Source organism: Bacillus sp. FSL K6-3458 (genome assembly GCF_038005045.1).
Taxonomy (GTDB): domain Bacteria; phylum Bacillota; class Bacilli; order Bacillales; family Bacillaceae; genus Bacillus; species Bacillus altitudinis.
Genome location: NZ_JBBOSI010000001.1, coordinates 3,675,295 through 3,689,350 on the forward strand (window position 1 = coordinate 3,675,295; position 14,056 = coordinate 3,689,350).

A 14,056-nucleotide genomic window follows, 5' to 3' on the forward strand; every position below is an offset into this window, starting at 1 on the left:
CTTCTCCTCCTACATCCAATCCAAAATCTGAATCTTGCTTTCTTCCGTCCAAACGCCGACATCCCCTGTCGGATAAAGGTATTCGCCTGTTTGATGTTTGAATGGATGCGGAATTTTATGCGCCTCCATCCAATCGGCTAGCTCTCCAAAAAGTGCTTTGATCTCTTTGGCGCCGATAAAAATATCTCCAGGAAATCCAATCGGCATGAGCTGATGTTCTTCATTCAGGACATATATTTCCGTTTCATAGGCAGGATCATGTACGCCTGCATAAACTTCTTCTTGGTCTGGGTATAGCACGCTGACATGTGCGTTTTTCGCCCAATCACTGATCATCCGCTCTTTTTCCTCATTTGTCACAAGTGTGAAGGAAGATAGCGGTGTATCCACTTGTTCTGTCATGGCTTCAAGTGTGTGAATCAGCTGCTGCATCAGCGTTTGTATTTGCTTTTCTGTATATTGATTTAAGTTGTATGTGATCCGAAGCTCCAGCGTATCTCCCGGCACTGCGACAAGGGTTAAGTCATAATTTGTTTCTTCATGACTGGCGATGTCTAAAATGCGTACGCCATACGCCTCAATGGACTCAATCGGATAGTTTTCAAACACGACAATGCTGTGAAACAATGCCTCTCCATTTGGTATTTCCGTCATCTGCTGAATATCTGGCAATACGGTATACTCGTATTCTCTCATCTGAAAAACGGTTTCCTGTGTATGGGCGAGCAATCGCGCAATCGTCCAGTCCGAATGGATCGGTAGACGAAGCGGCAATGTGTTAATAAAGAGCCCTGTCATGCTTTCCACTTCTGGTAAGTCGGCTGGCCGGCCAGATACGGTCACCCCAAATATGACATCCTCTGCGCCCGAATGAAGGTGCAAAAGCAGTCCCCACGCTGATTGAATCAGTGTGCTCATCGTGACCTTCTGCTTGCCAGTCAACTTCTCCAGCTTCTGCTGCATCTCTGGCGTCAATTTGACGCTGGACTGCGCCATGCTTGCTTCTTGGTCTGAAGCATGTTCTTCGCCGTCTCCTGGAAGCGGTGTCGCTTCCTCTACGCCTGACATATAACGCTGCCAGAATTCTTGCGCCTTCTCTTGATCCTGCTTTTGCAGCCATTCGATAAAATCTTTATATGGACGGACTGTAGAAAGACTGATCTCTCGTTCATCCACAAGAGAGCGATACAGCGCAAAAGATTCCTGAATAAAACTGAACAAACTCCAGCCATCGATTAAAATGTGATGAAAACTAAAGACAAACGTGCATCTTTCCTCATCACAACGGAATAAAGCAATCCGAATCAGCGGTTCATCTATATGGTCTAAATTGAAATCCTTTGAACGATCAGATACTAAAAAGTGTTCGATTGTCTCTTCTTGCTCCGCATCACTCAGGTGGCGCACATCGTGCTGAGTGAGGTGGATGCTTCCTTCTGATTGAATGAACTGAACAGGCTCCTTCAGCCCTTCCCAAGCGAATTTTGTTCTCAAAATCGAATGACGTTCTACAAGAAGGTTCCAAGCTTGTTCATAGGCATCACCGTTTGTTAAGCCTTGGAGCGTCATATGCACCTGACCAAAATAAGCTTGTGTGGCTTGATCTAGCAGTGCATGAAACAGCATTCCTTGCTGCATTGGAGACAGCGGATACACATCGACTACATTGTCTGGAAGTTCATCTATTTGCTTTTGCGTGAGCTGAACCATTGGAAAATCAGATGGTGTAAAGCCGCCGCTCGTTTCAACACAATGCGTCAAGATGATCTCCATTTTTTCTTTAAAACGTTCAGGTAACAACCGCACCTCTTGATCTTGCAGCAGTTCCCGATTGATCATAAAGTTCATCTGCAACTGACCATCTGTCACATATCCATACACATCGATCAAATGCTGTCTTTCTGCTTTCGGATCGTGAACATGTCCATTTCGTTCGTCTGCTATATAAAGCTTGGCTTCGCCATCTGCCTGATCTAACTGACCGAGGTAATTGAAACTCATCTGCGGCGTTACCGTTTTGAGTAAACGAGATTCTGTCATGTATTGAAGCAAACCATAGCCGATTCCCTTTTGCGGCACAGCTCGTAAGGTTTCTTTGACGTCTTTGATTTGTCTTGCAACATCGGTTTGTATAAAAGGAATAAAAATAGGATAAGAGCTTGTAAACCAGCCGACTGTCCGTGACAAATCCATCTGTTCAAATAAATCCTCGCGTCCATGCCCTTCTAACGTGATGAGCATTGGCTTTCCAATGGCTTGCGTGAGTCCTGATAACAGTAAATCGTTAATCTCTGTTCGGTATGCTTGTGAGGCCTGTCTAAGTAACATATCTGTTTGTTCCTTTGTGAGCTGAACCGACAGGATCTCTGCATGTTCTTCTATATTAGAAAGCGCAGGCAGTTGGAAAGGAGAACCTTCTTCCTCTTGATCCTTGATTTTTTGCCAAAAAGAGGCCTGCGCTTGTAATTGATCTGTTTGTGCATATTCATATAAGGCATCTGCCCACTGCTTATAGGAGGCGGTTTTCTTTGCAAGTACGACGTCCTGCCCAGCAGCAAGCTGTTTCAATCCATTTAGTACATCTTCTTGTATCATGCGCCATGATATGCCATCCATGACGAGATGGTGTGCAGCAATAAAGAGCTCAGACGTGTCTTCACCTGTATGAAAAAGAATCGCTTTGATCACTTCTCCGCGCTCTAATGACAATGTTCCTTGACAGGCACTTGTCTCCAAGCGGATTTGTTCCCGTGCTTCCTCCTGAGATACATCCGTCACATCAAAGAATGTGACACATGGTGTGACACCAGGCTCACGAATGGTTTGAATCCATGTGCCATCTGCCTCTTTTGTATAGATAGCTCTCAGCATATCGTGATGATCGACCAGTTTTGAAAGAACCTGTGTTAACTGTTCATGTGGAACAGATCGCTTCATTTCAATATGCGCCGATAGATTCCAATAATCTTGATTGGTCATCGATTGCTCAAAGAACCAAGATTGAATCGGGAGAAGACGAACCTCTCCTGTCACAGGTGATTGATCATAGACCATAGAGACCTCTGCCTTTCTCATCACTTGTGCGAGTTGTGAGATGGTCTGTTTTTCAAATACATCTCTCGGCTGGATGACGTAGCCTTCCTGTGCTAAGCGTGCCACCATTTGTATAACAATAATGGAATCTCCGCCAAGCTCAAAGTAGTTATCATGGACGCCAATAGAAGGAACGCCTAGCAGCTGAGACCACACTTTTTCTAACACACGTTCTTCCTCAGTAGCTGCTTTGTCAATGGCTGTTTCTACTTCTTCTTGTCTCCACTCTGGCGGCGGAAGACGCTTTTGGTCTACCTTGCCATTTGGCGTGAGCGGTAATTCATCCAGCTCTATTAATAGGCTTGGTACCATATAATCTGGCAGAATGTCTTTTAAGTTTTGGCGAATGTCTTGCGTGGTCATGCCGCCTTTTTGGACAAAATAACCGATCAATCGCTTATGACCACTCTCATGCTGATGCGGGATAACAGCACATTCTGTGATGTCATCAAATGTCAGCATAGCGGCTTCAATTTCTCCGCATTCCACGCGGTGTCCACGAATTTTCACTTGATGATCGATTCTTCCAAGACAGTCAATGATGCCATTTGACAGCCAACGGCCCATATCGCCAGTTTTATATAAACGCGCTCCTTCTTGGAAAGGATGCGGGATAAATGATGATGCTGTTTTTTCTTCATCTCCAAGGTAACCAAGTGCTAGCCCTGTGCCGCCAACATAAATTTCGCCGATGACGCCTTGCGGAACTGGCTGCATTTGGTCATCTAATACATAAGCTTGTGAATAAGCAATAGGCTGTCCAATCGGGACCGTCGCCTGATCTTCTTCCAGTGCCCGAATGTGATGCACACAGGAGAATGTTGTATTCTCTGTTGGTCCATAACCATTTAAAAGCCCTTCAGGCAAATATGGTAGTGCTTTTCGGATATGAGCGGCTGATAAGGCATCTCCGCCGACCAATAATGCATGAAGTCCAGATAAAGCTTCTGGATGCTCTTCTGTTAAACGGTTGAACAGCGGCACAGTCAAGAACCCTGTTGTAATCTGATGAGTTTTTAGTGCTTCCGCTAATGTATCCATTGATAAAATGGTATTTCGATCCGTCAGTATGAGCCTTCCCCCGTTTAAAAGGGCTCCCCATATTTCATACGTAAATGCATCAAAAGAGAAGCTGGCGATTTGTAAAATGCGCGTTTGTTCATCAAGGGTGACATAGTCTGTTTCACACACAAGCCGGACGACCGCTTGATGCGGGATCAGTACTCCTTTTGGCTGTCCAGTTGACCCCGATGTGTAATTGATATAAGCAAGTCCATCAGGTCTTAGTGCAGCGGGCATGACCTCTGCTTCTGGTAAAAATTCTTCATACCCTTGATCAAGACAAATGAGTTCCGTTTGATGGATGGATACTTTTTTCAGCCATTCATTTTTTGTCAGTAAAAGCTGAATCCCTGTATCTCTCAGCATATAGTCAATGCGGGCGTCTGGATATTCAGGATCAATTGGCACATAAGCCCCGCCTGCTTTCACAATGGCCAGCACCCCAAGAATCATTTCAGGCGATCTGTCGATGAGCAGTCCAACTGGTTCATGCGGCGTCACGCCTCGCTGCTGCAAATAGGCTGCAAGACGATCGACTTTCTCATGTAACTCCTGGTACGTCCACTCATCTCCTTTGAACTCGAGCGCCACTGCATGAGGTGTTTTTTTCACTTGCGCTTCAAATCGTTCTGTCATAAGTAGCGGACCTTTTGGTTGATCAGTCTTGCCGCTCCATTCATAGAGCAATTGATGCTTTTCTTTCTCTGGCAGGAAATTCACTTGTCTGATCGGCTGCGCTGGATTTTCACAAATGCTTTCAAGCAGGTGCTCGTAGTATGCGAGGAATCGCTCCATCGTGTCATCAGAAAATAAATCCGCATGATACTCCAGTTTTAACTGAAGGCCTTCAGCCCCTTCAAACACAAACAGGGAGAGATCAAATTTCGCTGTATCATTATCTTCAATGGTTAAAACCGACGTCGCCTCCCCCATTGGAGATGCTTCCAGCGGTAAGTTTTGCAGAACAAACATGACCTGAAACAGCGGCTGCTTACTGGCATCACGCACAATATTCAATTCATCGACCACCATCTCAAACGGCACATCCTGGTGTGCATAAGCACCGACGGTTGTCTCCTTCACTCGCTCTAATAATTCCGTAAAGGCTGGATTCCCGCTATGGTCGATCCGAAGCGCCAATGTATTCACGAAAAATCCGATTAAATGCTCCATTTCCGTTCGATTTCTCCCAGCAATGACCGAGCCAATGACAAACTCATCCTGTGAAGACAATCGATGTAAAAGGGTAGAGAAAGCCGACAGCAAGGTCATATACAGTGTGCTGTCTGTTTTCTTAGATAGCTCATCAATCTTTTCAGACAGTGACTTCGACAGTTGATATGTTTTCGTCTTCCCTTTGTAGGATTGAACGGCCGGCCGCGGATGATCATACGGCAATACCAAATCTTCAACAGGCGCCGCAAATTGCTCCTTCCAATAGGCAAGCTGCTTACGCAATGGTTCTCCTGTCAAATACTCCTTCTGCCACAGTGCGTAATCCGCATATTGAATAGGCAGTGCCGGCAAGTGAGGCTCCCGCCCTTCGATCGCCGCTGTATACCACTCAGATAATTCTCTTGCAACAATGCCAATCGACCAGCCATCTGACACGATGTGGTGAATGGACATAAGCAAGATATGCTCTGCGGATGAAAGTCGAATCAGCTTCACTCGAAAGAGCGCTTCGTGTTCTAATTGAAAAGGTGTGGATGCCTCTTCTTTCGCCCATTCAGACGCTTTTTGTTCTTTCTCTTCCTGTGACGCTATGCCTGAAAGGTCCATCACCTCAAGCTCTGGCAGGGCCATCTGTTCATGAATGACCTGTACCGGTTCATCCCCGCTCATCGTAAAGGACGTTCTGAGCGATTCATGTCTTTCCACCATATGATGCAGACTTTCCAGAAGCACCTTGATATCTAAAGGCCCATTCATCCGAAACGAAATCGTATTATTGTAAAATGGCAGATCCGGTTCTAATTGATAGAGGAACCACTGTCTTTGCTGGGCATAAGACATCGGAATTTCCTGACCCTTCTCCATTTTTCTCATCGGAATCACTTCATCTGCTTTGGCATTTGAATCGATCCAGTCTGCTAATTCTCCGAGTCTCGTATGTTCAAACAACACAGCAAGCGGCACGTCAAACCCTGTTTTTTGCCTAACCGCAGACAGCATTTGCGTCGCCTTCAGCGAATGACCTCCTAGTAGAAAGAAATGATCACCGCAATTGACATCTGAGACACCGAGCAGCTCTGACCAAATGTGTGCGAGCAGTTTCTCCGTTTCTGTGTGAGGTGCTCTGTTGTCTGCATCCATTCCGCTTTCCTCTATTAATTCATGAAAATATGCCTCGTCTGGCGATCCATCTTCTGTTTCTTTCCAATATTCCTCAGGAAACAAATGCACGGCATATTCACCAGATAGACGGGACTGTAAACATGTATGAATCGATTGATACAGCCGCTCTTCCACCGCCTTTGTTTGATCCGTTTTGAAAAAGACGTAAAAGGTCTGCTCTGTTTGCATCTCCGCATCCGCATGGATCATCTCGTGAATCTCTTTCTTCGATCGATCCAATCCCGCATAAATGAGCGGAGCATCTGTCATCAGACATGCGAGCATCGTTTGGAAGCCTGCCTGCTTTGAAATTGGAAGATAACCTCTTTCTTTTAAAATGCCTTTTATCATGGAGCCTTCACTCATGCCAATCTCGTCCCACATGCTGAAACTAAAGCAATATGGCTTCACTGTAGATGTCAGCTTCTGATAATGAGCAAATTGTTCCACGAACTCATTGGCAGCGCAATAGGCGCCGACAGTCATACCGCCCTTTAGCGTTCGGGCTGACGAGCTGGAAAGAAATAAAACATTCCTGCGTTTGGAGGCAGCTTCATGAAGCGCAATCGTTCCATATACCTTCGCTTCGTACATGTCATTCAGAGACACAGATGTCATATCAGCAAGTAGTTCTTCTTGAATGATACCTGCGAAATGAATGATGCCATCCAGCCTTTGATTACCAGCGACCTCATGTCTAGAGATGATCGCTTCCACCTCTTTTTCAGCCGTGATGTCTGTTTTCTCATAAAGAACCTTGCCGCCATGCACTTTTGCCTGCTTTTCTAGCAAAGACAATGTCTCTTGCTGGTCACTAGAAAGTGCCTTTCTCTCTTTCCTTCCAAGCAACACGAGATGTGCTTGATAAGATGTCAGTAGGTGTTCACTGACTAAACGTCCAATTCCGCCCAGCCCGCCTGTTATGACATAAAGCCCAGATGATTCAAATGGCGGCTCTTTCCTTTTCTGTTCCTTTTCCAAATGAAGAGGTGCTAAAAAGGGAATATAACGAACACCTTGACGATAAGCAGCGACATGACGGTCTTGGTCATGTGTGAGTTCTGCCATAATCGCCATTGCATGGGAATGACTAGATACCGATTCTGCTAGTGAAAAATCAAGACATTGCACCTTGATAAACGGCCATTCATGCTGAACTGCTGTCATCAGTCCGGCTGTCGTTGCTTTTTCTACATCGTGGATATGATCCTCCGGCACATTCATCGCATGGGCTGAGACAAAAGTGATGGCCACCTGCTCCTCATAGACGGAAATGGCTTTTGTTAAAAATAATGCACTCATGCTGCCCATTTTCTGCGCTTGTTTCGCCTTGGCCACATAAAGCTTGTCTTCTTGGTTTGTATAGTTCCAAAGGTGAATGATGTGTTTCACCGAAACGCCATACGAACGGAGCGTCTCAAAGAGTTGTTCGTAGTCAGACGGCCGATTCGGGTGGATGATGAAGTGAGTGTGTGTGAGTTGTTTGAACGCTTGACCCGGTTCAACCGTAATGTATGTTTGTTCACTGTTTGCAAAAGATTTCAATTGATCTGCCAGTCCTAATGGATCTGCAAAGATCACAACGTCCCCTATGATCTGCTTGTCAGCTGCATCAAGTGGAGCAGGTATCCACTTCTTTTGATAACTCCAATCAGGCAAGGTATGTTCATTTTCAAGTCTCATATCCATTTCCATGATCATTTCATCAAATTCGCCTTCTTGCCATCTTGTCTTGAGCTGTGCCCTTTCTATTTTTCCAGAGCTGGTTTTGGGAAATGCATGCTTCTGGACAGGAATGATGCGAGATGCAGACAAGCCCATTTTTGTTGCAATATGGGATTTAATGTGCTGACTTGCCCTCATAATATAAGCCGGCTCATACAGCTTCGGTGTAAAAAAGAGAATCAGTTCATCGGATGCAGAAGCCTCCATTCGGACGGAACAAGCAGCCACAAAGCTCGTTTCTATTCCCGGTACTTCCTCTGCTATGGCTTCAATTTCATAGTTGTGATAGTTTTTCCCGTTGATGATAATCATGTCTTTTTCTCTACCGGTTAGTGTCAGCCTTCCTTCGTGCAGGAAACCTAAATCACCCGTGTGAAACCAGCCATCCGCTTGAAATACTTCTTGATTCGCTTCGTCATTCCGGTAATAGCCCTTCATGGTGGTTGGGCCTTTTATTTGCACACGGCCAATATGATCTTCTGGAAGAAGCTCATGCTGATGATTGACGATGCGTATCGTGATACCTGGAATCGGTTTGCCCAACTCTGTAAAGCTGACGGTTCCTGTCTCACGTGCTTCTGCTGGTCTTAGCTGCTCTGTCAGCGACGTTTCCTCAAAGGTCAGAACCCCGCTGTTTTCATCTCCACGCTCAATCGCAAAGGAAAAAACAACCGCTGATGAGATTTCAGACATGCCGAAAGCCGGTCTAATCACATCTCCCTTTAAGCCGTGCGGAGCAAGCAGGTGTAGAAATCGGTGGATGGTTTTTGGAACGACCGCCTCTGCCCCATTGATCATGCAGGTCATCGCCGACAGATCCCAAGACCCTGATGAAATCTCTTTCTCATAATCGTTGATCATCGCAAATGCAAAGTTAGGTGCCCACGTCTTCGTTGCACGGTAGCGGTCCATCCAGTCAAGCCACCGCAGCGGCTGAGCGATAAAGTCATCTGTTCTTGCCCGAATCTGCTCGCAGCCTGTGTACACATTGACAAGATGGAACATCACAATGCCACCAATATGATCTAAAGGCATCCAGTCTAACGAGACATCCTCTTGTGTAAATTGATTCGCTGCTACTGTTCCTTTGACGTTCGCCAGCACACTTCTATGGGAATGCTCTACACACTTTGGCATCCCTGTACTTCCAGACGTTAAGATAAAGAAGACGGAATCATCCGGCGCGGCAGGATGAGCAGCTGTATCTCTTTCTAATGTCAGCATCGGCTCAACTGCTGCGACACGTAATTGGTCTGTATGCCACAATAAGGCTAACCCTTGCACCTCCTCGATCAGTGAGTCATCTGTTAGGATGAGCGGATGCTCGAGCAGCTTCCAAGCATGATGAAGCTTCTTCACTGCAGCATTCATCTCCCGATAGGTTGGGGCAGCTGACACAAGCGTTGGAACAAATCCGCCTAATACACATGCCCAAAAGGCAGTGACCATGGCATGATTCGATGAGAATTGAAAGAAAACAGGATCGCCTGCCTTAAGCCCCAGTGCCCTTAAACCAGTCAGAACCCTCTCGGCGTCTCCTTGTAACTGTGCATAAGATTGTGTGAGTTCGTTCTTGCTATTCACGATATACGTAAGCCCATTTGTCGTTTTTGCAGCCTCTGTTAAGACTTCCTGTAAGGTCTGTGCGCCTTGTGTGACGTCGAGATCCCCTCCATAAGAAAGAGCGGGTGGCATGTCGGCCAAAGCAGGTACAGCCGTTTGCGTCTGTATCGCTTCCGCTGCGGCCTCCTGCTCAATGTGCTTGTCGAGAAATAAATGAGAGAGGTGATACGGCCGCGGTCGAATGGTTTTTTCACGTGAAAAAACAGCGAAGCGTTCGATTTCGTTGGTTTGTAAAATGGTTGTCTTTACATCTTGTAAAATCGCATCCATTGATTCATGTATACTCGTTTGGTTAATGGTTGATGGTTTCATATGAGTTCCTTTCCTTTTTTGTTAGGCAGGACTGCAAGGCTGCATCCTGCCTAATCTAAAGTTTACAAGACTCGTTCTCTATTTGTTTGATTGACAATATGTTTGATCAGCTTTGCATTTTGAGCTGCACATTCTTTATGTTTAAACATATCAGCATGCCGGCCATAGCCTTGGTATTGGGTAAAAGATCCGGCCGTTGCCTGTGTCCACTCTTCCATCCAGTCCGGGATCGCTATTTGTTCTTCAGATTGGATGAACGTAATATCTGCCTGTATTTTGCCTTGATTCACCCCCTTAACAAACGTTTCATAGTAGGCGCGCGTCTTTTGGGCAAGCGCTTCTTGAACGATCTCTCCTTGAGCAAGTTCGCTTTGTTTCGTTTGATGAACAATCGCTTCAATATCATCATCAATGGATCGCCCTTCTAAATCACTTTCTCCAATTTTCTTATAGGAATCGATCATGATGACCTTCTCGACTGTCCGCCCTCCTTGTTCAAGCGCTTGAACAAGCTCAAAGGCGAGGTAACACCCGCCTGAGTACCCCATCAACGTCAGCGGCCCTTTTGGCTGAAGGTGCTGAATATGCTGAACGTACTGCGCCATTCGGTTATTCGTTTCAATAAAATCAAAGGCGATCAACCGGACATCATCAAGCGTTTTTGCTGCTTCCTGATAGATAAAGCCGTAGCCTGGTAACGGCGGAAGAGCAAAGACTGTTGATGTTTGAGATTCATTGAATACAAGATAGCCAGCGGTTTCCCCGTCCTGATGCTGAATATAATGACTAAGCGCTTCAATCGTCGGGGTCTCAAACAACAAATGGATCGGCACCTGAACCTCAAACTCTTTTGATACTTTGGACAAAAGAGACATCGCTTTTAAAGAATGTCCGCCAAGCTCAAAGAAATGGTCATCTGTGCTAATATCTTCTCGTTCAAGTACTTCCCGCCACATCACCAACAGCTTTTGTTCCACTTCATTTGCGGGCAGTTTCACACGGCGGTTTCCTTGCGGCGCCTCTGGTTTTGGTAGCTGGCGTTTATCAACCTTCCCATTTGGCGTAAGTGGGAGGTTCTCCAGTTCAATCAGCTCATGAGGCAGCATATAAGCTGGAAGACGCTCTTTCAGCCTTGATTTGATGTCATCGAGTTTGCCTTTCCATGCATCATCACACGTGATATAGGCAAGCAGCCTTGTATGATTGGTTTCATCATGATCCGCTAGGAGTACAGCTTGTTTTACACCTGGGTGCATGAGAAGGTTGGCTTCAATTTCGGTCAGTTCAATTCGGTGTCCTCGAATTTTTACCTGATCATCAATTCTGCCTGCATACTCAATCAGACCGTCTTCTCGAAAGTAAGCTAAATCCCCTGTGCGATACAGGCGCTCACCCGAAGCGAAAGGATGAGGAATAAACACTTGTTTTGTCAGATCAGGACGATTCAAATATCCTTTTGCCAGTCCTTTGCCGCTCAGACAAAGCTCTCCAACCATTCCAATCGGCTGAAGCTGCCTGTGCTCACTCAATATATAAGCGCCCGTCTGGTTGAGCGGCTTCCCAATTGGAATAGAATGTGACTCTAAAGGGATCGCTTCATCTATCGGATAATACGTGGCAAAAACCGTTGATTCGGTTGGTCCGTATACATTCAACAATCTGCCTTTTCCCATCACATCAAAGGCTTTTCTCACATGCTGAACCGATGCCCTCTCTCCCCCAAACAGCACCTTACGCACACCGCGCATCCAATCTGTTCCTTCATCAACGAGAAGATGGAATAAAGCGGTTGGAACAAACATGACAGAAATATGCTCACCTTTTATCAGCTCAGTGAGCTTCTCCATATCTAAAATGGTTTCTTTTTGCGGCAGGACAAGCTTTGCTCCGTTTAAAAGCGCACCATATACATCAAATGTAAAGCCATCAAATACACTATTTGATAACGACAGCAATGTATCTGTTTCTAAAATAGTTAAGTAATTCGTATTTTTGACCACCCGGGCAATATTGGAATGGGTCGTCATGATGCCTTTTGGCTGTCCGGTTGTTCCTGATGTATACATGATGTATGCCGTATCATCTAAACCAGCTTCAAGTGGCAGATTCTCTGAGCTCATCAGTAAAATTTCTTGGTCATCTGCAAAAAGATACGTGCCATCAAATGCGAGTGACCTCGTCTGACTGATAAAGGATGAATGAGTCAGAAGATGCGTCGCTCCGCTGTCTTTCAGCATATATTGGATACGGCTTTCTGGATAATCTGGATCAATCGACACATAGGTGGCACCTGCTTTTAAGACAGCGAGTAAGCTGACAATGAGTTCAGGTGTCCGCTCTGCTAAAATGGCGGTCACCGTTTGATGATTGACCCCATTTTTTTGCAAATGCCTTGCCAGTCGATTGGCTTGTTCGTTCAGCTCCGCATATGTCATCGTGTGATCACCTGCTGATAATGCCACTGCATTCGGCTGTTTTCGGACATTATGTTCAAACCACTTTGTCAAATAAAGCTGATCATGCTCCAGCTCAGGTGCATTCCATTCCTCTAACATTCGCTGCTTTTCCTGCTTAGTCACAAGTGTCAGTGTATGAACTGACTGATCTGGATGTTTGATGGTCCCTTTGATCAAAAGGGTCAGCTGATCCTTTAATTTATGGACAAATGCAGGATCAAATGCACGCTGATTAAAGGCCAGCTTCAGCTGCAATCGTTCCCCAGGTGATGCAAGTAAATTGAGATCATAGTTCGATTTTTCATAGACATTCATGTCTTCTACTGTAAAGCCAAGCAGTGACTCCTGCTCGTCTTTCTTTGCAGCAGGGACATTCTCAAACACCACAATATGATCAATGAGCTGCTGCTGACCTGCTTTAGCCTGAATATCATAAATCGGGATATATTGGTGCGGTTCAGCCGCTAAAGACTGCTGCTGCGTTTCTGATAATAGAGAACGGAACGTCATTTGGTCTGTCAGCTGAATTCGTCTTGGAATGACATTGATGAACAATCCCACCATCCGGTCCACACCAGCCAAATCTGCCGGACGTCCTGACACAACCGTTCCAAACAACACATCGTTTGAGCGCTGATACCTGCTGAGTAAGATAGACCAAACCGATTGAAGCGCACTGCTTAACGTGGCATTCTGCTGCAAGGCTAACTCTGATAAAGCAGCTGTTTCTTCTTTACTCATGGCCCATTCGATTTCGCCTAATTCATGCTCATTTGTTTGCTTTCGTTGTTCTTTAAAAGTCGATTGCCCCTCAAAGCCCGCCAAAGATTGCGTCCAATATTCAAGTGAGGCTTGTTTATCTTGTTTTTCCAGCCATTGAATATATTCTTTATATGGCTTGACTGGCTCCAGCCTGTAAGGGATGTCATGCAAAAGTGCATGATAAATCGCAAACAATTCCTGTACAACTAGGCCAAAACACCAGCCATCTAGAAGGATATGGTGATAGCTCCATATCCAGCGATAGCTTGAAGGACCCGTTTGAAAAACAGAGGCCCGCATGAGCAGATCCTTCGAGAGATCAAATCCTCTTAGCTGATCCTTTTGTTTAAAACGATCGATACGTTCAAGCTGTTCACTTTCAGAAAGATCCTGTATGTCCACAATATCAAGCTGGAAAGGTCGATTCTTTAATACAACTTGGACAGGACGCTTCACTTTTTCGTGGAGGAACACGGTACGAAAAATATCGTACCGTTCCACGATGATATTCATGCTTTTCTCAAGAAGATCAGACCGAAGTGTCCCCTTCACGTTCATATCCATTTGTTCTACATAAAAGCCTTTTTCTTGATGATGGAGGGTATGAAACAGCATTCCTTCTTGCATCGGTGACAGATAGTACATATCTTGAACTTGATCCCTTTTAAATTGACTCATCTATTTCA

The 14,056-nt window shown here is 45.4% G+C and carries 2 protein-coding genes; both read right to left on the reverse strand.

All coding sequences use genetic code 11. From position 1 onward, the window contains the following. Positions 1–9: 9 nt before the first annotated feature. Complete coding sequence (locus MHH23_RS19415) at positions 10–10,152, reverse strand: non-ribosomal peptide synthetase (RefSeq protein WP_340960094.1); 10,143 nt, start codon at positions 10,150–10,152, stop codon at positions 10–12. Positions 10,153–10,214: 62 nt separating this feature from the next. After that, on the reverse strand, positions 10,215–14,048 hold the full coding sequence (locus MHH23_RS19420) for a non-ribosomal peptide synthetase (RefSeq protein WP_340960096.1): 3,834 nt from the start codon (positions 14,046–14,048) through the stop codon (positions 10,215–10,217). Positions 14,049–14,056 lie beyond the last annotated feature (8 nt).